This is a genomic window from Halorubrum tibetense (assembly GCF_055396225.1).
Map to the genome: position 1 here is coordinate 3,016,273 of NZ_AP043742.1, position 22,658 is coordinate 3,038,930.

The 22,658-nt window shown below is 67.6% G+C and carries 22 protein-coding genes, 2 tRNA genes and 2 pseudogenes; 14 read left to right on the plus strand and 12 right to left on the minus strand.

Going from position 1 to position 22,658, the window contains the following annotated elements; all coding sequences use genetic code 11:
• Nucleotides 1-6: 6 nt before the first annotated feature.
• The 3 genes from ACZ5TV_RS14895 to thrS all read right to left on the minus strand — a co-directional run bounded on the left by ACZ5TV_RS14895 (nucleotide 7) and on the right by thrS (nucleotide 4,132).
• A complete protein-coding gene (locus ACZ5TV_RS14895; RefSeq protein WP_379779517.1) occupies nucleotides 7-723 on the minus strand; it encodes a methyltransferase domain-containing protein in 717 nt (238 codons plus the stop codon).
• Between the two features lie 108 nt (nucleotides 724-831).
• Entirely contained in the window at nucleotides 832-2,004 is a 1,173-nt protein-coding gene (locus ACZ5TV_RS14900) for a pyridoxal-phosphate-dependent aminotransferase family protein (RefSeq protein ID WP_379779515.1), read from the minus strand.
• Nucleotides 2,005-2,158: 154 nt separating this feature from the next.
• Nucleotides 2,159-4,132 carry a threonine--tRNA ligase gene (gene thrS, locus ACZ5TV_RS14905; RefSeq protein WP_379779513.1) on the minus strand — a complete coding sequence of 658 codons (1,974 nt, stop codon included), beginning with the start codon at nucleotides 4,130-4,132 and terminating at the stop codon, nucleotides 2,159-2,161.
• Nucleotides 4,133-4,215: 83 nt separating this feature from the next.
• On the opposite strand from thrS, the gene ACZ5TV_RS14910 reads away from it, so the two are divergent.
• The gene (locus ACZ5TV_RS14910; RefSeq protein ID WP_379779529.1) at nucleotides 4,216-5,196 is read left to right on the plus strand and encodes a PLP-dependent cysteine synthase family protein; all 981 of its coding nucleotides are present in this window, start codon (nucleotides 4,216-4,218) and stop codon (nucleotides 5,194-5,196) included.
• Nucleotides 5,197-5,306: 110 nt separating this feature from the next.
• On the opposite strand, the gene ACZ5TV_RS14915 is transcribed toward ACZ5TV_RS14910, so the two are convergent.
• Together ACZ5TV_RS14915 and ACZ5TV_RS14920 are read right to left on the minus strand one after the other, a co-directional pair.
• Nucleotides 5,307-5,729 carry a CoA-binding protein gene (locus ACZ5TV_RS14915; protein WP_379779511.1) on the minus strand — a complete coding sequence of 141 codons (423 nt, stop codon included), beginning with the start codon at nucleotides 5,727-5,729 and terminating at the stop codon, nucleotides 5,307-5,309.
• A 45-nt stretch (nucleotides 5,730-5,774) separates the two neighbouring features.
• Nucleotides 5,775-6,377 carry an RAD55 family ATPase gene (locus tag ACZ5TV_RS14920; protein WP_379779509.1) on the minus strand — a complete coding sequence of 201 codons (603 nt, stop codon included), beginning with the start codon at nucleotides 6,375-6,377 and terminating at the stop codon, nucleotides 5,775-5,777.
• A 245-nt stretch (nucleotides 6,378-6,622) separates the two neighbouring features.
• Here ACZ5TV_RS14920 and ACZ5TV_RS14925 point away from each other — a divergent pair.
• Together ACZ5TV_RS14925 and ACZ5TV_RS14930 are read left to right on the plus strand one after the other, a co-directional pair.
• Nucleotides 6,623-6,697 (plus strand) — tRNA-Arg (locus ACZ5TV_RS14925).
• Between the two features lie 174 nt (nucleotides 6,698-6,871).
• Nucleotides 6,872-7,849, plus strand: coding sequence for a hypothetical protein (locus ACZ5TV_RS14930; RefSeq protein WP_379779507.1), 978 nt, complete (start codon nucleotides 6,872-6,874; stop codon nucleotides 7,847-7,849).
• A gap of 38 nt (nucleotides 7,850-7,887) precedes the next feature.
• Here ACZ5TV_RS14930 and ACZ5TV_RS14935 read toward each other — a convergent pair whose 3' ends face one another.
• Complete coding sequence (locus ACZ5TV_RS14935) at nucleotides 7,888-8,631, minus strand: 5-formyltetrahydrofolate cyclo-ligase (protein ID WP_379779505.1); 744 nt, start codon at nucleotides 8,629-8,631, stop codon at nucleotides 7,888-7,890.
• Nucleotides 8,632-8,746: 115 nt separating this feature from the next.
• On the opposite strand from ACZ5TV_RS14935, the gene ACZ5TV_RS14940 reads away from it, so the two are divergent.
• Entirely contained in the window at nucleotides 8,747-9,457 is a 711-nt protein-coding gene (locus ACZ5TV_RS14940; RefSeq protein ID WP_379779503.1) for a DUF4013 domain-containing protein, read from the plus strand.
• A 105-nt stretch (nucleotides 9,458-9,562) separates the two neighbouring features.
• Complete coding sequence (engB, locus tag ACZ5TV_RS14945; protein WP_379779501.1) at nucleotides 9,563-10,183, plus strand: GTP-binding protein EngB; 621 nt, start codon at nucleotides 9,563-9,565, stop codon at nucleotides 10,181-10,183.
• A gap of 9 nt (nucleotides 10,184-10,192) precedes the next feature.
• Here engB and ACZ5TV_RS14950 read toward each other — a convergent pair whose 3' ends face one another.
• Both ACZ5TV_RS14950 and ACZ5TV_RS14955 read right to left on the minus strand, forming a co-directional pair.
• Nucleotides 10,193-11,239 carry an enolase-like domain-containing protein gene (locus ACZ5TV_RS14950; protein WP_379779499.1) on the minus strand — a complete coding sequence of 349 codons (1,047 nt, stop codon included), beginning with the start codon at nucleotides 11,237-11,239 and terminating at the stop codon, nucleotides 10,193-10,195.
• Between the two features lie 57 nt (nucleotides 11,240-11,296).
• Nucleotides 11,297-12,010 (minus strand): DUF1405 domain-containing protein, encoded by a 714-nt coding sequence (locus ACZ5TV_RS14955; RefSeq protein WP_379779497.1) that lies wholly within the window; start codon nucleotides 12,008-12,010, stop codon nucleotides 11,297-11,299.
• 131 nt (nucleotides 12,011-12,141) lie between these two features.
• On the opposite strand from ACZ5TV_RS14955, the gene ACZ5TV_RS14960 reads away from it, so the two are divergent.
• The 8 genes and pseudogenes from ACZ5TV_RS14960 (at nucleotide 12,142) to dhaM (ending at nucleotide 16,144) form a co-directional block, all read left to right on the plus strand.
• Nucleotides 12,142-12,798 carry an FxsA family protein gene (locus ACZ5TV_RS14960; RefSeq protein ID WP_379779495.1) on the plus strand — a complete coding sequence of 219 codons (657 nt, stop codon included), beginning with the start codon at nucleotides 12,142-12,144 and terminating at the stop codon, nucleotides 12,796-12,798.
• A 168-nt stretch (nucleotides 12,799-12,966) separates the two neighbouring features.
• Nucleotides 12,967-13,040 (plus strand) — tRNA-Ile (locus ACZ5TV_RS14965).
• Nucleotides 13,041-13,216: 176 nt separating this feature from the next.
• Nucleotides 13,217-13,282, plus strand: a pseudogene (locus tag ACZ5TV_RS14970) (hypothetical protein); the annotation flags it as partial.
• Nucleotides 13,283-13,298: 16 nt separating this feature from the next.
• A pseudogene (locus ACZ5TV_RS14975) lies at nucleotides 13,299-13,541 on the plus strand (hypothetical protein); the annotation flags it as partial.
• On the plus strand, nucleotides 13,538-13,711 hold the full coding sequence (locus ACZ5TV_RS14980; RefSeq protein ID WP_464384353.1) for a hypothetical protein: 174 nt from the start codon (nucleotides 13,538-13,540) through the stop codon (nucleotides 13,709-13,711). The pseudogene ACZ5TV_RS14975 and the gene ACZ5TV_RS14980, both read left to right, overlap by 4 nt.
• 314 nt (nucleotides 13,712-14,025) lie before the next feature.
• On the plus strand, nucleotides 14,026-15,021 hold the full coding sequence (gene dhaK / locus ACZ5TV_RS14985; RefSeq protein WP_379782923.1) for a dihydroxyacetone kinase subunit DhaK: 996 nt from the start codon (nucleotides 14,026-14,028) through the stop codon (nucleotides 15,019-15,021).
• Nucleotides 15,018-15,764 carry a dihydroxyacetone kinase subunit DhaL gene (gene dhaL, locus ACZ5TV_RS14990; RefSeq protein WP_379782921.1) on the plus strand — a complete coding sequence of 249 codons (747 nt, stop codon included), beginning with the start codon at nucleotides 15,018-15,020 and terminating at the stop codon, nucleotides 15,762-15,764. Before dhaK ends, dhaL begins: the two co-directional genes overlap by 4 nt.
• Entirely contained in the window at nucleotides 15,761-16,144 is a 384-nt protein-coding gene (gene dhaM / locus ACZ5TV_RS14995) for a dihydroxyacetone kinase phosphoryl donor subunit DhaM (RefSeq protein ID WP_464383951.1), read from the plus strand. The genes dhaL and dhaM overlap by 4 nt, the downstream gene beginning before the upstream one ends.
• Nucleotides 16,145-16,161: 17 nt before the next feature.
• Here dhaM and ptsP read toward each other — a convergent pair whose 3' ends face one another.
• The 3 genes from ptsP to yqeC all read right to left on the minus strand — a co-directional run bounded on the left by ptsP (nucleotide 16,162) and on the right by yqeC (nucleotide 19,122).
• Nucleotides 16,162-17,880, minus strand: coding sequence for a phosphoenolpyruvate--protein phosphotransferase (gene ptsP, locus ACZ5TV_RS15000; RefSeq protein WP_464383952.1), 1,719 nt, complete (start codon nucleotides 17,878-17,880; stop codon nucleotides 16,162-16,164).
• Nucleotides 17,877-18,236 carry an HPr family phosphocarrier protein gene (locus ACZ5TV_RS15005; protein WP_379783017.1) on the minus strand — a complete coding sequence of 120 codons (360 nt, stop codon included), beginning with the start codon at nucleotides 18,234-18,236 and terminating at the stop codon, nucleotides 17,877-17,879. The genes ptsP and ACZ5TV_RS15005 overlap by 4 nt, the downstream gene beginning before the upstream one ends.
• A gap of 142 nt (nucleotides 18,237-18,378) precedes the next feature.
• Nucleotides 18,379-19,122 (minus strand): selenium cofactor biosynthesis protein YqeC, encoded by a 744-nt coding sequence (yqeC, locus tag ACZ5TV_RS15010; RefSeq protein WP_379783019.1) that lies wholly within the window; start codon nucleotides 19,120-19,122, stop codon nucleotides 18,379-18,381.
• Between the two features lie 209 nt (nucleotides 19,123-19,331).
• Here yqeC and ACZ5TV_RS15015 point away from each other — a divergent pair, with 209 nt between their 5' ends.
• Nucleotides 19,332-21,239 (plus strand): aldehyde ferredoxin oxidoreductase family protein, encoded by a 1,908-nt coding sequence (locus tag ACZ5TV_RS15015; protein WP_464384351.1) that lies wholly within the window; start codon nucleotides 19,332-19,334, stop codon nucleotides 21,237-21,239.
• Nucleotides 21,240-21,306: 67 nt separating this feature from the next.
• On the opposite strand, the gene ACZ5TV_RS15020 is transcribed toward ACZ5TV_RS15015, so the two are convergent.
• Nucleotides 21,307-22,512 carry a redox-regulated ATPase YchF gene (locus tag ACZ5TV_RS15020; protein WP_379783266.1) on the minus strand — a complete coding sequence of 402 codons (1,206 nt, stop codon included), beginning with the start codon at nucleotides 22,510-22,512 and terminating at the stop codon, nucleotides 21,307-21,309.
• Between the last annotated feature and the right edge of the window lie 146 nt (nucleotides 22,513-22,658).

Below are 22,658 nucleotides of genomic sequence, written 5' to 3' on the forward strand. Positions count from 1 at the left end.
GGGGCATCACCGTTTCGCCAGCGCCGCGCGGTAGTGGTGATTCGAGCCGTCGCCACGAACGATGTCCGTCACCTCCCAACCGGTGCCGATCGCGGCCTCGCGGAGTCTGTCCGGGCTGAACAGCCGCAACTGGAGGATCGGGTTCCGATCCCCCTCGTACTCGAAGAACATCACGCGGTGGGCGAGCCCCGGTGTCGGGTCGTCGCGGTAGCCGATCAGCTCGGCGGTGTCGGGATGGCTTGGGTCGTAACAGTCGACGACCGCCGTAGCGTCCGGCCGAGTGACGAACGCGAGGTCGCCGAGGAACGCCGAGAGCCCACGCATCGACCCCGCGAGGCCGAGCTGTGTCCCGTTCGCGAGCGCCGAGCCGAATCGGTCGCGCCCGAACGTTTCGCGCAGCTCGAACATGTCGGCCTCACGGGCGTCCTCGACGCCACGGTCACGCATCGTCTCCACGAGCGCCGGGCTCGGTTCGATAGCGATCGTCTCGAACCGATCCTGGAAGTACAGCGCGTGTCGGCCGGTCCCGGCACCGAGGTCGACGAGCGGCCCCTGGAGGTGGTCGGCCAGCCAGCCGTTCGTCCCCGCGTCGGGGTCGAACGGGGTGAAGTAGAACGACTCGATCGGGTGTTCGACGGCGGCCGCCCCGTCGGAGTGATAGAGCGGCTCGGTCCGCTCGTCGCGGAAGTGGTCGCGGATCGCCCGGCCGAAGACGTCGGACATACCGGCAGTAGCCGTCGGGGTCACTAAAACCCCGTTCGAGGGTCGGTACCGCGTTGCGAGCCGTCCGAGTAAATCGACCACCTGAGTCGTTCGAGCGGACGGGCGACGCTACCCCTCGAACCCTTCCGCTGCCAGTGCCTCCGCCAGCCCCGCGAGCAGGTACTCGACGTTCTTCGGCCGCGCGGAGTACCCCATACAGCCGATCCGCCAGACCTCACCGGCGAGGTCGCCGAGTCCGGAGGCGACCTCGATGTCGTACTCGGTGAGCAGGTAGTCGATGACTGTAGCGTCGTCGACGCCGTCGGGGACCCGGACCGCGTTGAGGCTGGGGAGCCAGTACGCGTCGGGCGCATTCATTTCCAGGCCGAGCTCCCGCACCCCGGCTTTGAGGTCGCTCGCGATCGCGCGATGGCGGTCCCATCGCGCCTCTATCCCCTCCTCGGCGACGAGGCGAAGCGCCTCCCGAAGCGCGTACACGTTGGTGATCGGGGCAGTGTGGTGGTACGCGCGGTCCTCACCCCAGTACCCCTCCAGCAACGAGAGGTCGAGGTACCACGATCGCGGCTCCGTCTCCCGGTCGAGCACCTTGTCCATCGCGCGGTCGGAGAGGGTGAGCGGGCTCGCGCCCGGGGGACAGGAGAGACACTTCTGTGGCCCCGAGTAGGCGGCGTCGAGGTCCCACTCGTCGACGCGGAACTCCACGCCGCCGAGCGACGTGACCGCGTCGGCGACGACGTACGCGTCGTGGGCGTGCGCGATGTCGGTCAGCTCGGACACGTCGGGCTGTCGCACGCCGGTCGACGTCTCCGCGTGGACGAACCCGAACACGTCCGGCTGGTGGTCGTCGAAGGCGTCCGCAACGTCCGCGGGGTCGAGGGGCTCACCCCACGGGGCGTCGACGGTGACGACCTCCCCGCCTGCCCGCTCGGCCATCGAGGCCATCCGCCCGCCGAAGTAGCCGTTCGTCGGGACGAGGGCGGTGTCGCCGGGCTCGACGAGGTTACCGATGGCGGCCTCCATCGCTGCGGATCCGGTACCCGACACCGGGATCGTCCATTGATTATCGGTGCGGAACGTGTAGCGTAACAGCTCCTGTACCTCGTTCATCACCTCGATGAACGACGGGTCGAGATGGCCGACGAGCGGCGTACTCATCGCGCGCAACACCCGGGGATGGACATCGCTCGGGCCAGGACCCATCAGGGTCCGGTCGGGCGGCGTTAGCTCGCCGACGTCTGGCGGTTCTTCGGCCGGCCGTGACTGCTCCGGCATCTGGCTCATAGATCGACAGGCGCGGGCAACGCGCAAAAGGACGGCGGTCGCGAGGGCGATAACAGGCGGGTGGCTGTGGAAACGAGACCAAGGGCGTTCCGAGGGTACACGGGACGCGAGTCGCGGAGACGCTACTCACGGGACAGGACGACCCCGCGGCGGGTCACTCCGCGAGGAAGTCCGGTTCGGTCCGTTTCTCGTCGCGCTCGGCGACGAGGTGATCGACGAAGGCGTCGGGATCGACCTCGTCGGCCTCGTTCTCGAAGCGGTCACGGACGGAGATCGTCCCGGACGACTCCTCGTCGGGACCGACGATCAGCATGTACGGGAGCCGGTCGTCGTGGCCCTGACGGATCTTGCGGCCGACGGTCCAGTCGCGGTCCTCGACCTCGACGCGGAACCCCTCCTCCGCGAGCGCGTTCTTTACGCGGTGGGCGTACCCGAGCGACTCGTCGGAGACGGGCAGGATCCGGACTTGCTCGGGCGCGAGCCACAGCGGGAAATCCCCGTCGAAATGCTCGATCAGCACCATGAAGAAGCGTTCGTAGGAGCCGTACAGCGCACGGTGGATCATCACCGGCCGGTGCTCCTCGTTGTCCTCGCCGGTGTAGGAGAGATCGAACCGCTCTGGCATGTTGAAATCGAGCTGGACGGTCGGGCCGTCCCACACCCGACCCAGCGCGTCCTCGAAGCCGAAGTCGATCTTCGGGCCGTAAAACGCCCCGTCGCCCGGCTCGATATCGTAGTCGTAGCCGCCGGATTCGAGCACGTCACGGAGCTGTTCCTCGGCGGACTCCCAGATATCGTCGCCGCCGACGGACTTGTCGGGTCGGGTCGCGAGCGCGACGTCGACTTCCAGATCCAGCGTCTCGACCACTTCGAAGATCATGTCGATGACGGACTCGATCTCCGCGCGGATCTGGTCGGGGCGCACGAACAGGTGGCCGTCGTCGATGGTGAACGACCAGACTCGCGAGAGCCCGGAGAGCTCGCCGCGCTGCTCCTTCCGGTACACCTTCCCGTTCTCGAAGTACCGCTTCGGAAGGTCTCGATACGACCAAGTCGACTGGTCGAAGATCGTCGCGTGGCCGGGGCAGTTCATCGGCTTCAGGCCGTACTCCTCGTCGTTCACGTCGAGGAGGAACATGTCGTCCTTGTAGTTCTCGTAGTGGCCCGACTGCTTCCACAGCTCCGTTCGGAACACGTGTGGCGTCTCGACTTCCTCGTACCCGTTCTCACGGTTCAGCTCGTTCGCGAAATCCGAGAGCTCTCGGAGGACGGTCTTGCCCGGCGGGTGATACAGCGGGAGACCGGGACCGGTCACCGTCGGAATCGAGAACAGGTTCATCTCCTGGCCGATCTTTCGGTGGTCGCGCTCTTTGGCCTCCGCGCGCATCTCGAGGTGCTCCGCCAAGGCCGCCTCGGTCGCGAAGGCGGTACCGTACACGCGGGTCAACGTGTCGTTCTCCTCGTCGCCGCGCCAGTACGACGAGGAGATGTTGAGCAGGGTCGCGGCTCCGATCTCGCCCGTGGACTCGACGTGAGGCCCCTGACAGAGGTCCTGCCACCCGTCCTGTTTGTAGAAGGTGACCTCCTCACCGGACGCTTCGTCGTCGAGGATCTCGCGTTTGTACTCGTTTTCGGCGTAGATCTCGCGAGCGTCCTCGCGCGACCGGACGACGCGTTCGATGTCGTAGTCCGCCTCGATGATGGCGTCCATCTCGTCTTCGATAGCCGAGAGGTCGTCCTCGTCGAGGTCGACGTCGGTCACGTCGTAGTAGAACCCCTCGTCGGTGTACGGCCCGATCGTGAGCGTCGCTTCAGGATGGAGCCGCTGGAGGGCCTGTGCAAACACGTGGGCCGCCGAGTGGCGGAGGACTTGGAGGTACTCGTCGGACTGGTCGGTGACGATCTCGATCCGCGCGCCGTCGTAGACCGGGGCGTGCTTCTCGACGAGTTCGCCGTCGATCTTCCCCGCGACGGTGTCGCGACCGAGCCCGGGGCCGATCTCGTAGGCGACGTCCTCGACTGTCGACCCGGACGGGACGTGGAGTTCTGATCCGTCCGGGAGGACGACCGTCACGTCGGCCTGCGCATCGGTCTCGCTCATACCCTTCGGAAGCCGGACGAGCGCCATAAGTGTTGTTCGATCCGTCCGGGATGGGGGCGACGATGTGGGGGATGGAAAAGCACAAACCGACCGGCAACAGTTGCCACTACATGACCGACCACCGCGAGCCCCTCCCCTCCGTGTTGGAGACGATCGGGGAGACCCCGCTCGTCCGGGTCCACGATTCGCCGGACGCGGCCCCGGTGTACGCCAAACTCGAGTCGTTCAATCCGGGTGCGAGCATCAAAGACCGGATCGGGAAGTACATGCTCGAACGCATGCTCGAGGAGGGAACTATCGACCCCGGCGGAACGGTCATCGAGCCGACCGCCGGCAACACCGGGATCGGGATCGCGGTCGCGGCGGGACAGCTCGACCTCAACGCGGTGTTCGTCGTGCCCGAGCGGTTCTCCGTCGAGAAACAACAGCTCATGCGCGCGCTCGGCGCGGACGTGATCAACACGCCGAGCGAGGACGGGATGGGGTTCGCTATCGAGCGCGCCCACCAGCTCGCGGAGGAGCTGGAGAACGCGGTCGTCCCCCAGCAGTTCTCCAACCCGCTCAACGCCGAGGCACACTACGCGACGACCGCCCCAGAGGTCGACGAGGCGCTTGACGGCGAGGTCGGTGCCGTGGTCGCCGGGTGTGGCACCGGCGGCACGCTGATGGGCATGGCCGAGTACTTCCTCGAACGCGACCCCGACACCCACGTCGCCGCCGTCGAACCCGCGGGCTCCGCGTACCGCGAGTTCTTCGGTGAGGACGTCGATCACGAGGAGTACAAGACCGAGGGGATCGGCACCCACGACATCGAGACGAACGAGCTGTTCGACCCCGACCTCGTCGACGAGATCCACGCGATACCCGACCGCGACACTCACGAGGAGATGGCGAGACTCGCCCGCGATGAGGGCCAGCTCGTCGCCTCCTCGGCGGCTGCCAACGCCGTCGCCGCGAAACGGGTCGCCCGGGACATCGCCGAGGGGACGATCGACGCCCCCAGCGACACCGTCGTCACCGTCTTCGCCGACTCCTCTGAGCGGTACCTCTCGAAGGGCGTGTACCGGTCGTTCGAGGAGTGGGAGGGCTGATCCCGGAGTGCTTCGTTGCGGTCGGTGGGCGGGGTGAGTGGGAGTCCAGACCGTCGACGATCCGTCGCCGACCGGAACGCCCCGTTTCCGGGCGAGAACTCGGGACCTATCTACCCGCGGAGCCGCCCGTGTTCGACCTTTAGACACCGATCCTGGACGACCTCGATCCCGTCCGCTTCGGCCGCGGCCGCCGCCGCATCGTGCGTGATCCCCAACTGGAGCCACGCGATCCCGGCGTCCCCGCGCGCCGCATGTCGCTCCCGGACCGCGTTGAGGATCTCCGGGACCTCCTCGCTCGGTCGGAACACGTTCACGAGGTCGATAGTCACGTCGACATCGCCGAGGGCGTCGTAGGCGGGCTCGCCGAGGATCGAGTCCGCGTACGGGTTGACCGGCACGATCCGATAGCCGTGTTTCTGGAGGTACGCGGGCACGTCGTGTGCGGCCTTTCCGGGCGTCGTCGAACAGCCGACGACGGCGATCGTCTCCGCGTCGAGCGCGCGTTCGAGTCCCGCGTCGTTGGTGATCGGCATACGTATGAGTCCGCGACGGAGCGTCCTAAAGCCTCGCGTCCCCGCTTAAGCCAGCCTGATCTCGGGGTCGTCGTCCTCGGAGACGGTGACGATCCCGTCGAATAGCTGCTTGAGCGTGTTGAGGCTTTGCTCGTCGTGGGCCGTCGAGTCGATACTGAACAGTCCGAGCCCGTTCACGCTCTGCACGCGGCCGGTGAACACGTGGAGGAACCGGAACACCGTCTGGAGGTCCGAGTACATCAACAGCGTCGACAGTGAGTGCACCATGATCCGGTTGCGCTCGATCCCACGGTCGCCGAACGCCTGGAGGAACTCGGAGAGCTTGATCCCGATCCCGGTCATGTCGACCGGTGAGGAGGCGTACTTGATCCGGTCGGATTCGCGGACGTCGCCGACGCCCTGCTGCCGGGTGACACAATCGACGACCGCCACCGGCTTTCCCTCGTACGGCGTCCGCTTCTCGTAGTCCTTGAGGACGCGGTCGGCACCGTCCTTCGTGGTGACGACGATCGCCCCCTCGCCCGCGTCCGTGCCGGCCGCGAGGACGTCCATCGCGAGCGAGCGCTTCCCGGTGAGGGGGGGACCGGTGAGAAGCAAGTTCGTTCCCGGTTCCACCTCGACGTCGAGGTGGGGGTTCAGATCATACATGTGTGTCCCTTAACCGCCGTCGAGTCGACTCCGGGCACTCGTACAGTAGACGTGCCGTCCGACCGGGATACATCGACTATAGAGAACATACCCAGACCGAATAATATTCTTTTTGATCGGCGCGCGTCGTGTCCAACGTCGATCGTCACGGGTCCGTCTCGACCAACAAATTCCCGTGCCGGTCGGTGCCGCGAGCGACTCCGGATCGCGGGAGTTAAAACCGTCTGTTGGATACGAACTAATACGGGCGCTTAGCTCAGTCTGGATAGAGTGCTTGGCTTCGGACCAAGTTGTCGGGGGTTCAAATCCTCCAGCGCTCATTTTCTACAAAGGCGTGATCGCCTGACAGCATCGAGTTCGTCGCTTCGATAAACACGGTGTCGTCGGTTTAGCCAGTAGGGAGTACGACGGTTCCTCTATCAGCTGTCGTCGATCCCCACGCGTGCTCCCGTTCATGATAACTGGTTTGTACGGCGAGGACCGCCTGCTAGGGTATGCCTTCCGAGTTCGTCGATCCACCGTCACCGGACACGGTTCTCGAACGGTTCCCGTGGGCTGGTGAGCCGGGCAAGTCCATGGTGATCGGTGCCGACATCGACGCGATCCTGTCGGCGGCGTACCTCGCCGACCGCCTCGACTGGGAGCCGATCGGCTTTTACGCGGGCTTCGACCGCCTCTACACGGTGGATGGCGTCACTCGTGATGAGCTGGTCGACGCCGTCTGGGTGGACCTGGATATCAGCCACCCGGAGATCGCTTCGATCGGTCACCACATCCTGGAGTTCGACGGAACGAACGCGATCGAGCCACACGGGAGCTCGTTGAACCCCAACCTCCTCCGGGGAGTCACGCACGAAGCGTTCTCCCGGAAGTACCCGCTGGGAACGCTCCACCTCGTGACGTGGCTCCACGGCGAGTCGCCGTCCCCGACCCCGACGCAGAAACTACTGTACTGGCTGCCGGACTCGTCGTGGATCAACGCGCAGTCGCATCGGTTCCGGGACAACGTGCGCGACTGGCTGTTCGAATGGGTCCCGATCGAGAGCCTGACGACCTCGTTCGAGTGGACCGACACGGCGTACTTCGAGGAGCGGTTGGCCGACGAGCTCTATCCACGGATCGAACGGACAGGGTTCGAACGGGGGCGCGGACAGGTCACATCGCGCCATCACGGGCTCGGCGGGTACCAGTGTACGTTCGAGGACCCCACCACCAGCCGGAAGGAGCTACAGGGGCTCGTCGACCTCGCCGCGGCGGTAATGGAGTGGGACGCCTTCGATGTTCCCGACGGACTGGTGGAAACGCGAGGAACCCGACACTGGAGCTACTCCTACAGCACGCTCCGGAAAGAGTACGGCGACCTCGACACGTTCCTCAACGCCGAGGACGTGTTCTCGTACGCGATCCCGAACCGGAACACGATCAACTACACGACCGGGATCGATCTCTCGGCGGTCGGGCGAGAACGATAAGCGTCTGACGGCCCATCGAGAGGAGGATCCGACTCGGATCACCCTCGATCGGGCGCGCGCTCGGCCAGTACCGGGATCGCGTCGAGCCGTGCCGCGTCGAGAGCCTCCCAGTCGACCCCGGTCGGCCGTGGAGCGTCGGCCCCCGTTCGGATCACCCGCTCGGGGGTCACGATCAGGTCAATCGGCACGTCGTGTCCGTCCGGCTCGGGGAGCGTCTCCGGGTCGGCGATCGGGGAAGCGGGCCCGTCGAGAACCTGCAGCTCGTGAACGGTCGTCGCGACGGTCGTGTCGTCGTCCACCGCGTCGAGCTCGTGGAGCACGGCCCATTCGAGGTCGCTGTATCCCTCTCCCTTCCCGATCCGCGCACCCTCGGTCGTCACGCCCACGGACCCGGAGACGACGAGGTCGATGTGGGGGACCGATTCGGGTCCGACCGGGACGCCGTGTGCCGACACGCCCGAGACGGTGGTCGCCTCGTCGATGTCGTCCACGTCGTCCGGGTCGAGCCGGAGAAACGGGTCGGGATCGCGGAGCCGGGGTTGCGCCACGAACACCGTCTTGCCGGCACGTAGCGCGGCTCGCCGAACGGGCAGCTGTGGCGCGTCCGGATTCGCCTTCATCGTCTCCGCAGTCTCCCACGCCCCCGTCTCCGTCAGTCGATCACACGCGTCTGTCGCGCCGGCGACGTTCGGGATCCGCCCGTGTGGCGGGAACGGGAACCGGGCCTCCCCGCGGTCCTCGAGCGCGTCCCACACGGCCTCGCGAACGGTCTGCTTATCCATGTCGAAACATTGACCGCCGATGGATTAAACGGCCCGACACGACCGGAGTACGTTCCGATCGGAACGATCTCAACTACCGGGGGATTTATATATCAGTCACGGAACCGTTTGCGGTATGTTAGAAGACGGGCTGTCGTACCCGATACGCGGTGACTGGATCGGTCGAGTGATCATCGGCGGCGTGCTGACGGCATTCTCGGTGTTCCTGATCCCGGTGTTCATCGTCCTCGGCTATCTCGTTCGAGTCCTCGAAACGACGATCGAGGGCGAGGAGACGCCCCCGGAGTTCGAGGACTGGGGAGACATGTTCATGAAAGGGGTCATCGGGACGGTGATCGCGTTCGCGTACACGTTCGTACCGATCACGCTGTACTCGATACTCGCCGTCGTCGTGCTCGGCGTGAGCGGGGCGCTTGGCGGCGATCTGGGTGCCGTCGTCGGCCTCATCGGGGTGTTCATGCTGCTCGCGTTCATCCCCGTCCTGTTCCTGATCTACTACGCGGTGCCGGCGGCGCTCGGCGCGTACGCGACCCGTGGCGAAATCTCCGCGGCGTTCGATGTCGGGCTATTGAAGCCGACGCTGCTGAGCACGGAGTACCTCACCGCCGTGATCCTGCCGATCGTCGTGGCGTTCGTCGTCTGGATCGTCTCGGGCGTCCTCGCGGTGACGGTTATCGGGCTGCTGCTCCTCCCATTCGTCCAGTTCTACGGGCAGGTGGCCGTGTTCCGGATGTTCGGCTCGGCGTTCGCGAGCGTCAACGAGCGGATCGAGTCGGACACCCCGGAGTCGGAGGAACCGCCCACCGACGACACCGTGGTCGCCTGAATCGGTAGATGACGCCGTGATCGCCTGAATCGGCAGATGACGCCGTGATCGCCTGACCCGGCCGCGCGACGCGCCTTTTAACCGGGTCGGCCGTTCAAGGGACGTATGTTCGAGAACCGACCGGACCGCGACGCCGAGGTCGTCCTCGTGGGGCGGTCGAACGTGGGGAAATCCACGCTGATGCGCGAGCTGACGGGCCACGACTTCTCGACCGGCGGGAAGCCGGGCGTGACACGGCAGCCGAACCACTACGACTGGGCGAGCGAGTCGTTCATGTTCACCGACTTACCGGGGTTCGGGTTCATGTCCGGCGTCGAAGCCGATCGCCGTGAGGAGATCAAGACCGACGTCGTGCGGTACGTCGAGGACAACGCCGAGGCGATCCTCGCCGGCGTCGTCGTCATCGACGGGAAAAGTGCGGTCGACATCATCGACCGCCACACGGAGCGCGGGAACGTCCCGCACGACGTGGAGATGTTCGGGTTCCTCCAAGAGGTCGGTGTCGACCCGATCGTCGCCGTGAACAAGACCGACAAGATCGACGACCTCGACGAGCGGCTGGACGCGATCTGCGACCGGCTCGGACTGTACCCGCCGTGGCAGCAGTGGACCGACACGGTCGCGCCGATCTGTGCGAAGCGCGGCGACATCGACGCGCTCGAGTCGTGTCTCCGCGAGCGGTTCCACGACCACAACCGAGACGACCTCCTGAAGTTCGTCTCGTAGCGGGCGGGCTCAGAACTCGAAACCGACGGCGTCGGCGTCCGGCCGGACCGGACTCCGGGGGTACGGTGGCGACGCGTCGGGGTCGTTGTACGCCCGGGGTGCGACATCGTTCGGGGCGTCGGGGTAGAACAGCGCCGCGAGCGTCTGGATCGCGGTTCGGCCGCTCGCCAGCTCGAACTGTCCGCCCCCGTACATCGCGATCCCCTCGCTGCGACAGTACGCGATCGTCTCGAACACCGACTCCAGCGTGCCGAACCGGGAGGGCTTGACGTTACACCAGCCCGGGTCGACGGGGAGCGACTGCAGGGAATCGACACCGTCTATCGGGTAATCGAAGGCGAGCCGGTCCGCCTGGGGCTCGAGAAGTGGCGTCGTCTCCGGGGTGAACGCCGCGTCCTCGACGATCGCGGTCGGGAACGCGGCGAGCACGTCCCGATACAGCTCGGGATCGGCCGGTACGTCGACGTCGGTCCCCTCGTACCACCCTTTGAGATCGAGCACGCGAACGGCGTCCGTCTCGCGGAGCTCGACGAACACGGACTCCGGCCAGTCGGGCGTCGGGTCGAGCTTGAACTCCACGTCGGGGTCGCGTTCGCGCAGCTCTCGTACCCGGTCGGTCGTGGGCGGGTCGCCGAGTCGCGTCGAGACGACGAACCGGACCGGATCGGGTTCGATCCCGAGAAACGCCCCGAGGCTCGTGTCGGCCTGCCGCAAGCCGAGGTCGAGCGCCGCGCTCTCGACCGCCCAGCGACGGTAGTTCCGGGAAGCCTGTTGTTCGGGCGACTTCGCGGCGAACAGGTCGATCTCGTCGAGCGCGGCGGACAGCTCGGCTATCGTCCACTCACCCTCGAGATCGACCGGGTCGGTCCCCGCGAGCGCGTCGTGGTCGGCCGTCTCGTAAGTGACGTCCTCTCCGCGGCCGATGACGCCGTCACCCTCCAGCCGGAACTCCGTCGTCGTTCGCTCGAATCCACTCGTCGTGGCCGCGGTGTACCGTCGACGCCCGACCGACTCGATCGTGACCGCGAGGTCGGCGAGACGCTCATACACGTCCATACCGTCCCGTCGTCGCGTGTACACTTAACTGAACGTGCGCTCGCACCGCCGCCGTCCTCACCGAGCCGGGTTTTCGGGGGCGTCCCGCGCCCGCAACGTCGCCACCCGGGTACCGAGCGCGAGGAACAGCGGGATCACGGTAAGCGTCACTGCCCCGGCGGCCGCGACCTGCAGGACGGTCGTCGTGAACCAGGGCGTGCTCCCTGCGTACGGCACCGACGTGTGGGTAACGTCTCCCACGAGCGGGACGAAGTAGTCCATCAGCAGGTCGACCGTGTACCACGTCGTCGCGATCACGACCGCCTTGACCGGGAAGTCCGTCATCCGGTGGAGCACGAACGCTTGGACCACCATCGCGAGGTGACTCACGAACAAGAACGCGTACATGGCGGGCCCGGAGTTCGCGAGGAACCCCGGAGAGAAGGCGACGAGGACGTACGGCGTCCACAGCCCGAGCTTGATGTTCCCGAAAAAGGCCAGTGTAGCGAGGGTGTCGCTCGACCGGCCGACCGCCCACGACGCCAGCGCCAGCGCGATAAACAGCGTTGCCAGCGGGCTATCGGGGATGAACGGCCACATCTCCACGGGGTGGCGGCCGAACTGGAACCGGTAGTACCAGAAGCCGAACGCGGTCCCCGCCAGGTTGATCGCCACGATGACCCACACGAACCGATAGGCGATATCCTCGAGCGTCTTCGGGAGCGGTGCGGCCCACCGCGGCAACGACTCGCGGTCCGGGGGGTCGCGGCCGAGCGAGCCGACGAGATCCATAGGGCTGAGTCGGACCGGTCGGTCAAAGCGGTGGCGGTCGCGGGTCGGTACGGGATCGGTAGGCCGGACTGGCCCGACGCTCTTCGGCCGCGACGAAAAGGGCTATGGGTGCCGGGCGGAAAGTTTGGGCCATGCGCCCGCGAACGCTGCTCGCACTGCTCCTCGTCGTACCCCTCGTGGACGCGCTGTTCCTCGTCTACGTCGCGACACGACTCGGACCGGCGATGACCGTCGGGCTGGTGGTGTTAACCGCGATCCTCGGGATGCTCCTGTTGCGCGCCGAGGGGCGTGCGACGCTCGCGCGGGTCCAACGGAAGCTCGCGCAGGGACGGCCCCCGACAGATGAGCTGCTCGACGGCGGCCTGTTGATCGCTGCGGGCGCGTTCCTGCTCACGCCGGGGTTGGTCACCGACGCGATCGGGTTCCTGCTCGCGCTCCCGCTCACCCGCGTCCCGATCCGCATGGCCGTCAAGAAGTACGTCGTCGTCCCGTACATCGACCGCGAGACGGGCGGGTTCGCCACTGGAAACGTGTACATCGGCGGGTTTCCGAACGACGGCGAGGGCTCGGGGGTCGGCGGCGCGGCCGGGTTCGGTGACGCCAGCGGGTTCGACGAGAGCGACTTCCCCGGTGACGGGTTCCCCGGCGGGGTGGGTGGCGATGGTGACCCGGACGACGGCGGCGACACGAGTGGTGCGGCCGGGTTCGGCGGCGACAACGGGGACGATAGCGACGATGTCGTCGACGTCGACTACACGGTTGAGGACGACGACGGGCGGAGCGGATAATCGGCGCGTACTGAGCGGTTGTGGGGCGGCGCTTCGAAATCAGGGGCGCTTCGGGGTCGACGGCGTAGTCCCGTCACACGGTCCGTGTGAGAAACCACCGGACGGCGACCTGCTACCGAAAGGAAACCCTTAAAATCCTACCCACGGAACTACTGAATGCGCTCACCTGGGCCAATAGCTCAGTCAGGTTGAGCGCTCGGCTGATAACCGGGAGGTCCACGGTTCAAATCCGTGTTGGCCCACCTTAATTAAACTCGGGCGCGACCCGAGTAAATTGGTGGGCTGGGACTCCCCAGCCACCCAATTTCGGTACTCTACTACTCACGAGCGACCGCTCTCGTGGAATTGTCCGGGAATATTTTGAGCCGGTGGTCCGTGCCGTCCCGCGATCAGGGGTAGCCGAGGTGGTCTCGGCGTGATGTCGCTCCGTTCTGAGCGTGTCCGGAGCGACTGCCTATCGTGCGGTTCCCACGTCCCGGTCGACTTCCGCCGGGTCCACGGCGACGACGATCGGCGCGGCGCGGGTCGCCGGCGTCGACGGCGAAGCCAACCCCGTCGTTCGCGGGCTCCTCGAGCTCGGCGAGCTGCCGACGGTGCTCGTTATGCTCGCCGCGGTCACCGTGTGCTGTCTCGCGTGGCCGACCGCCGCCGACGCGCTCGACGTCTCCCCGTGGGTCGGCTTCGGGGTCGCCGTGATCGGCGCGGTCGTCGCCGCCGTCAACCTGGTGGTGATCCTCGTGTGAGCCTGTTCTCACACGAGTTCCACGAGAACAGCAGTGATGAGTTCGGCACACCAGCTGAGTTTGTCAGACCGATCGCCGAGGCAGTCGGAGGTTTCGATCTAGACCCTGCATCGGGTGCCGAAGCAACGCCACATGCGTCGACGCGTTTCACGAAGAGGACGACGGGCTAAGCCGCGAATGGTTCGGTACCGTTTGGTTGAACCCTCCGTTTTCGGAGAAAGAGCGATGACAGAGACGAACACTGGGTGTTCCTCGCTGCCGAACTCGATACCTAACTCGGTACGAGTTTGTTCGCGTACTCCGAAACAGGTCTGCGAGATACGCGCCCTGTACTCGGCACGGAGCCCGTATCAGCGTTGGAGGGTTTCAACACAGCCGACGAATGAGGTGTTATAAGTCCAGCGGACAGCTTCGCCGAGAATCGCCCGTACGACCGCTCACGCCACCATCTTTAACCGGTCACGGGACAGTGTGTACGTCGATCATGAAGAAACTCATCAACGATCCGGACGACGTCGTCGACGAAATGCTCGACGGGATGCTCGCGGCGTACCCCGACCGGCTCCGCCGGCTCCCCGACACGCAGGTACTCGTCCGCGAGGACGCGCCGCTGGACAAGGTGAACCTCGTCACGGGGGGCGGGAGCGGCCACGAACCGACTCACGCCGGCTACATCGGCGACGGGATGCTCGACGGGGCGGCCGCAGGCGGCGTGTTCTCCTCGCCGACTGCCGACGAGTTCGAGGCGCTGATCGGCGCGTGCGCCGGCGACGAGGGCGTACTCGCCATCATCAAAAACTACGAAGGCGACGTGATGAACTTCGAGACCGCCATCGAGCTGGCGGAGATGGAGGGGATCGAAGTGGAGAGCGTCGTCGTCGACGACGACGTCGCCGTCGAGGACTCGCTGTACACCTCCGGCCGACGGGGCGTCTGCGGGACGATCCTCGTCCACAAGGCTGCGGGCGCGAAAGCCGCAGAGGGCGCGGAGCTGGCGGAGGTCAAACGCGTCGCCGAGAAGGTGATCGACAACGTGGGCACGATGGGGATGGCGCTCACCTCGTGTGTCACGCCGGAGAAGGGTGAGCCGACGTTCGACCTGGGGGACGACGAGATCGAGCTGGGGATCGGGATCCACGGCGAGCCGGGCACCGAGCGCACCGACACGATGCCCGCGGACGAGGTGACGGACGAGCTGACCGAGGCCGTACTGGAGGACCTCGACGTCGAGGAGGGGGCGGAGGTGCTCACGATCGTCAACGGGATGGGCGGCACGCCGGAGATGGAGCTGTTCGTCGTCAATCGGCGGCTTCAAGAACTGCTCGGCGAGCGCGGGATCGAGACGCACGACGCGTGGGTCGGCGATTACATGACCTCGCTCGACATGGCGGGCGTCTCCGTCACGGTGTGCGTGCTCGACGACGAGCTGAAGACGCTGTTCGATGCGCCGGCCGACACCCCCGGACTGAGCGTCCGATGAGCGGGAACGGCGACGCGGTCGTCGCGGCCGTCGAACGGGTCGCGGAGCGGATCGAGGCGGAGCGCGACCACCTCACACAGCTCGACTCCGCCATCGGCGACGCGGACCACGGCGGGAACATGGCGCGGGGGTGGGCGGCCGCCGCTGACGCCGCACACGACCTCGACGACCGGGACCCGGAGACGGTCGCAAAGACGGTCGGGAAGACGCTCATGTCCGAGGTCGGGGGCGCGTCGGGGCCGCTGTTCGGCGGGTCGCTGGTGTTCGCGGGCGCGGAGCTGGAGGGGGGCGTCACCGCCGAGACGGCCGTCGCGTTCGCGGAGACGTATCTGGAGAAGGTGACGGACCGCGGCGACGCCCGCGTCGGTGACGTGACGATGGTGGACGCGCTGACGCCGGCGGTTCACACGTTCAAGAAGTCGATCGAGACCGACGACCGGCCGCCGCTCGAAGCGCTCGCGAGGGCAGTCGACGCAGCAGAGCGCGGTGTGGCGTTCACCGTTCCCCTCCGCGCGCGGAAGGGGCGTGCCTCCTACCTCGGCTGGCGGTCGGTCGGCCACCAGGACCCCGGCGCGACGAGCACGCTGTTCATCCTGGAAGAGCTGCTGGAGACGGCAGCGGATCGGCTCGACGAACCGATCCCGGACGTGGACGCGACCTCGCCGACGATCCCGGACGAGGAGACGGACGGGACGGACGCGGACGGGACGAACAGCAAGGTGGACGCCGAGGGGGACTCGTGAGCGTCGGGCTCGTCGTCGTCTCACACAGCGAGCGCGCGGCGACTGGGATCCGCGAGATCGCCGCCGAGATGGCCGGAGACACTCGCATCGAGGCCGTCGGCGGCGACGGACAGGGTGGGATCGGAACCGTTCCGGACGCGATCACGGCGGCGCTCGCCGCGGCCGACGACGGCGACGGCGTCGTCGTTCTCGTCGACCTCGGCAGCGCGGTGATGAACGCCGATGTGGCGATCGAGATGGCCGACCTCCACGCGGTCATCGCGGACGCACCCGTGCTCGAAGGCGCGGTCAACGCGGCGGTCGCGGCGACCGACCCCGATGCGACCTTGGAGACGGTCAAAGAGCAGGCTGAGGCGGCACGGGAGGTCGAGAAGCTGTAGCGGCCCGCGGACCACCGCTACGTCCCGAGCAGCTCCCGGACCGCTTCGCGGGTCTCACACGCGAGAGCGTCGACTGCGAGCGCGCGGGCTTCGGCCGCGTCGACCTCCCGAGCCCGTCGTTTCACCGCCGGGATCGTCACGGCGCTCATGCTGAGCTCGTCGAGTCCGAGCCCGACGAGCAGCGCCGTCAGCTCCGGGTCGCCGGCCATCTCGCCGCACATCCCGACCCACACGTCCCCGTCTGTGGCCATCGCGGCCGTCGTTGTTCGGTCGATCGCCCGCAACACCGCCGGGTGAAGCGGATCGTGGTAGTCGCCCACCGCGTCGTTCTCGCGGTCGACGGCCATCACGTACTGCGTGAGGTCGTTCGTGCCGATACTGAGAAAATCGAGTCGTGCGGCGAGCGCGTCCGCCACGAACGACGCGGCCGGCGTCTCGACCATGGCCCCGAGCTCCGGTATCGCGTAGTCGATCCCCGCCGCATCGAGGTCGGCCGCGACCGCGTCGATCCGCTCCAGCGCCGCGTCGATCTCCTCGACCCGCGTCGCCATCGGGAACATGACCGCCAAGCGGCCGCCCCCGTCCGTCGCGGCGGCGCGCAACAGCGCCCGCAGCTGCGTCTCGAACAGACCGGCGTGGTCGGACAGCGACAGGCGGATCCCACGTCGACCGAGAAACGGGTTGGTTTCGGCCGGGAGATCGAGGTACGGGACGTCCTTGTCGCCGCCGATGTCGAGCGTCCTGACGACGACCCGGTCGTCGGGGAACGCGTCGAGCGCGGCGGAGACGGCCGCGTACTGTTCCTCCTCGTCGGGCGGGGCCTCGCGATCGAGAAAGAGGAACTCCGTGCGGAACAGCCCGATCCCGTCCGCACCACGGTCGCTCGCCGGGCCGATCTCGGCCGCGCTCCCGACGTTCGCCGCGACCTCGATCGGCGTCCCGTCCCGGGTCGAGACGCGCTCCTCGACGACCGTCGTCTCCGTCCCCTCGGCAGCCGCACGCCGAGACGCGTCGGGATCGACGACGACCTCGCCGGCGTCGCCGTCGACGAGGACGGACGCGCCGTCGGGGATCCCGGCGAGCTCGTCACCGACGCCGACCACGGCCGGGACCGACAGGGATCGCGCGATGATCGCGGCGTGGGCGGTTCGACCGCCGGCCGCGGTCGCGATCCCCGCGATCGCGGCCGGGTCCAGCGTCGCGGTGTCGCTCGGGGTGAGCCGCTCCGCCAGCAGCACGGTTCCCGACGGCAGCGCCGAGAGGTCGACGGTCGCGGCGTCGAGGAGCGCGCGGAGCAGCCGATCCCGGACGTCACGGAGGTCGTCCGCCCGCTCGGCCATCTTCCCCTCCATCCCCTCGAACTGGCCGATAGCCTCGTCGAAGCGGTCGTGAACCGCGTGTTCGGCGAGCGTTCCGGCGTCGATGGCACCCTCGATATCGTCGACGAGCCCCGGGTCGTCGAGGAACGCCTCGTGTGCCTCGAACACCGCGGCTTCCTCCTCCCCGACGCGCTCCATGGCGCGCTCCCGAGCGAGACGGATCCCGTCACGGGCCGCGTCGCGGGCCGCGTCGAACCGTTCGCGTTCGACCGTCGGGTCGACCGCTTCCGCGTCTACCTCCGTGTCCGCCTCCGAGTCGGGTCGCTCTGGGAGCGTCAGCGCCTCGTCGGGCCGGTACCAACGTGCGGTTCCGACGCCGGCCAAGGGCGTACTCCCGACACCGTCGAGCGTTCTCACTCGTCGTCACCGTCCTCGTCATCCTCGACCGGGGTCGTGAGTAGCGCACAGACCGCGTCGAGCGCGGCCGCCGCGTCCGACCCCTCGGCGACGACGCGGACCGACTCGCCGTGCGCGACGTTGAGCCCGGTCACCGAGAGCATGCTGTTGGCCGGGACGAGCTCCCCCGCCTCGGCGGCCACGTGTTCCTCGCTGGGCACTTCCGCCCCGTTTCGTTCGTCCGTCTCCGCTCCGTCGGAGCTCTCGACTCGACCGATCGACACCTCGGCGTCGAACCGATTGGTCGTCTGCACGAGCTTCGAGGCGGGTCGCGCGTGCAATCCCGCTTCCGGCACTACCGTCACGGTACGTTCCATACCCTCCGTAGGTCGGGGGATCGTCTTATAGTTCCTCACGGGAGGTCGGCGTCCACATCCGTCTGGCCATCCACATCCATCCGTCTGGCCATCCACATCCATCCGTCTGGCCATCCACATCCATCCGTCACACGTCGCCCGGTCAGACGACATCGACGACATCGACGACCGTCGCGTCCCGCATCCGGGCGAGAACGATCCGCGGGACGTCGATGGGACGGTCTAACGCCTCTTTCCGGACCACCGCGGCGATCCGTCTCGCGACCGCCTCGTCGGCCTCGTCGTCGACCATGTTCACGAGCGGTATCGCGGTCGCGTCCCCCGGAACGCGTTTCATCCCGCCGCGCTCGTGGGCGAGAACACGGCCGACGATCTCGGGGGTGATCTCGTCGCCGACGGCAGCTCCGGTGATCGCGGCTACCCGCTCCGGGCGGTGGACGACGGCCTCCGTGAGCGGTTCGCCGATGGCGTGGGCGCTCGCGACCGGGACGACCGTGTCCGCGGTCGCTGGAACCTGCGGTTCACGGTCGTTCGGGGCCTTCAACAGTCGGGTTCGTGCCCCGTCCGCCTTGACGAGGACGGGCCCGTCGTGTGCGGAACCGAGCGCGTCGACCGTCTCCGGGTCGTAGCCCAGGTAGCGGTCCTCGCGCTCGCGTTCGGGAACGAGACCGAGCGGGAACGGCGGGTCGGTGTCGAGGGCGACAACCGGGTCGGTCGTGGTTCGGACCGCCGCAACCTGCCGGTCGAAGATCGGGATCCGGACCGTCGCGGTCACCACCGACCGTTCGAGTCGGTTCGCGAGCGCGTACAGCGTGGTCTTCTTTCCGCCCGCGCCGACGAGACAGGTCGTTCCCGTGGCCGCGTCCAACGCGTCGACGACGTTCATGTTCGTCGACGTATCGCCCCGCACGCGTCGAAAACGCGTCGGTCCCGGCAGCCGGTTCCGTTCCAGTAGTCGAGTCGGTTCCGGAGGCCGGTTTGGTCGCGATAGCCGGCTTGGGTCGACCCCACCCCGACCGACGGCTGTCCGGGTCGTCATGTCACCGGTCCGCGGCGACCCAGGGATTCATTCGGCTCGGGGATCAACGGTCGATGATGGACCCACCGGACCGGATCCTGCGGGTCGACCTCGACGATCGACGTGTCGAGAGCGACCCGGTCCCCGACGCGTGGCTGGCGAAGTACGTCGGAGGGAAGGGGCTCGGAGCCCGATATCTCTACGAGGCCGGGGGCGGGATCGACCCGTCATCGCCCGCGAACCCGCTCGCGTTCATGACCGGACCGCTAACGGGATACACGCCCGGTGAACAGCGGTACGCGGCGATCACCAAGTCGCCGCTCACGGGGACGTTCCTCGATTCGTACGGCGGCGGGTCGTTCCCGGCACGCCTCGCTGCGTCGCTCGGGCCGAACCTCGGCGTCATCGTGACCGGGATCGCCGACGAGCCGGTCGTCCTGGCCCTGTCTGACGGGGACGCCAGTATCGAGTCGGCGGCGGCGTTCACGGGGCTCGACGTGGCCGAGACGGACGCCGAGTTCCCCGACAGCGCAGTCGCGTGTATCGGCCCGGCGGGCGAGCGGGAAGTGGCGTACGCCACGATCGCCTCCGACAGCGGTGACCACCACGCCGGTCGGGGCGGGGCGGGCGCGGTGATGGGGGCCAAACGACTGAAGGCGGTCGTCGCTCACGACCCGCCACCGGACCCCGCGGACGGACTCGCCGAGCTCAAGGAACGCGACGCGAGCGCGTTCGCCGACAGCGACGCGGGTCGATGGCTCGCGGCCAGCGACACGCTCGAGACGATCGACTTCGCCAACGAGGCCGGTGTGTTGCCGACGCGGGGCTGGCAGAGCAACCGATTCGAGGGGACCGAGGGGATCGGTGTCGAGGCGGCGACGGAACGTGCGTCCGGCCGGGAGCGTCCCGACGATCCCGTTCCCGGCGGGTTCCGCGTACCGGACGGGAAGTCGGCGTCGGCAACGGACGGGTGCGAACGAGGCGACGACGAAGACGGGAGCGTCCCCCGCGGAGCGACCCCGATCGTCCTCGGCGCGGGGCTCGGGATCGGCGAGTTCGACGCGGTCGCGGCGCTCGGGGAGCTCTGTGACCGGCTGGGCGTCGACGTGATCTCCGCCGGCAACGCCGTCGCGTGGGCGGTTCGTGCCGGTGACGAGGGGGTCATCGACCGTGAGATCCCGTTCGGCGACGAGGCAGTCGCCCGATCACTGATCCAGGAGATCGCCGAGCGGTCGACGCCGCTCGGCGATGCGCTCGCGGATGGGGTCGCGGCGGCCGCGGCGCGGTTCGGCGGGGACGATCTGATCCCGACGGTGAAGGGGATGGAGCTCTCCTCGTACGATCCGCGCGGTGCGACATCGATGGCGCTGGCGTACGCCACCAGCGATCGCGGCGCGTGTCACCGCCGGGCCCGCCCGGTCGAGGTCGACGCGATGGCCCCCGAGCGCCGCGACCCGGACGAGGTCGCAGCCGCAGTCGCCGCCGAACAGGACCGCCGGGCCGCGCTGTGGTGTCTGATCGGCGACGACTTCCTCGAATCGGTGTTCGACCCGCCGGTCGTCGCGGAGTGGCTCGCCGCGCGAGGGTACGACCACACCCCTGCGGACGTAGAGCGGCTCGGCGAGCGCGTCTGGACGCTCGTTCGGTTGTTCAACGTCCGCGAGGGGTTCGACCGGGACGACGACGCGCTCCCCGCGGCGATCACCGGCGCGAGCGGCGAACCGAGTGACGGGGGTGACGAACCCGAGGGAGCCGCCAAATCGGAGGGAGCCGACGGAGACGATGACGTCGACGGCGGAAGCGATGAGAGCCCGCCTCCCGGGATCGATCCCGACGAGTTCGACGACCTGCTCGACCGGTACTACGCGGTCCGCAGCTGGGACGCCGACGGTCGGCCGACGCGCGAGCTGGTCGAGCACCTCAGGCTGGACACCCTTCCGGACCGACCGCGAGTCGGCGAACGCCCGGCGAGTCCGGACGACTGACTCGACGGGGATCGTCACCGAGAGACAGGAACACGTCCCGGACCCGGAACGTCCGTTCGTCTCGCCGCTACGGAGCCGCCTGCTTCGTCGAGACGAGTTCGATCACGTCGCGGTGGGCGAGCTCGTGTCCGGTACCGACCTGTCGGCCGCTCCGACAGTCGGTGCCGTGGAGTAGCCCCTCGCCGATGTCGGAGTGGATGTGGAACGCGAACTCCTCCGTCGTCGCGCCCTCCGGAAGGATGAAGCAGTCGCGGAAGACGCCCTTGTTGTCGTCACGGGTTCCGCTGGCAGTGCCGGGGAAGACGGCGATGCAGCCGAGCACGTCGAAGACGGCGGCTTCCAACGCGTGCTGGACGCCGGTTCCATCGAACGTCGCGACGTGCTCGCGGATCCGTTCGAGTCCCGCCTCCTGCTCGTCGGAGACGTCGCCGACGATCTCGAACGCGTCGTCGCCCGCGGTGTACTCGACGACGCCTGCCTCGTCCGCGTTCTTTAGCGCCTTCTCCGCGTGGGCGCTCGCGGGGACGAACGAGAGGTGGTCGTAGTCGGGGTCCGCCGTGATCGTCTCCCAGTTCGCCCGGGCTTCGGGCGTGTCCATCTTGTTGGCGGCGACGACCATCGGTTTCGTCCGCTTGCGGATCTCGCGTGCGAGCGACGCCCGGTCCGCGTCGTCCCACGCGTCGGGGTCGAGCGCGAGCCCCTCGGCGAGGATCACCTGTTTCATCTCGTCTTTGGAGATCCCGAACGCCGACATCTGCTCGGCGAGCTCTATCTCGATGGCGGCGTCGGCCCCGTGATACCGGGTTTCGAACTTCTCGATCCCCTTCTCTAAGACGTCGAGGTACCACTCGTCGAGCTCCTCCTCTAAGAAGTCGATGTCCTCGCGAGGGTCGTGGCCCTCGGTCGCCTCTCCTTCGATGTCGGTCGTTCCGGAGAAGTCGACGACGTGTACCAACACGTCGGTCTCGTTGAGGTCGGTCAGGAACTGGTTGCCGAGCCCACGTCCCTCGTGAGCCCCGGGGACCAGCCCAGCCACGTCGACGAGCTCGACCGGAACGAACCGCGTTCCATCGCGACAGACGCCGACGCTCGGGGTACACGTCTCGTCGAACTCGGGGGCCGCGCAGTCGACCCGCACGTACGCCTCCCCGACGCTCGGGTCGATCGTCGTGAAGGGATAGGCTCCCTCGGGCACGTCGTTCATCGTCGCCGCATTGAAGAACGTCGACTTGCCCACGGAAGGCTTGCCGACGAGACCGATCCGATAACTCATTACTCTCGGTGGGTCGTCCGCGGTGAAAAACGATGCGAGAGGAGCCTCGCCGCGGGATCGAGTCGCATACCCGGGGGTACTCGACCGAGGAACTCGGGCCAGGCACTCGAATCGGACACCCGTGTCGGGCGCTCGACTCGCGAACG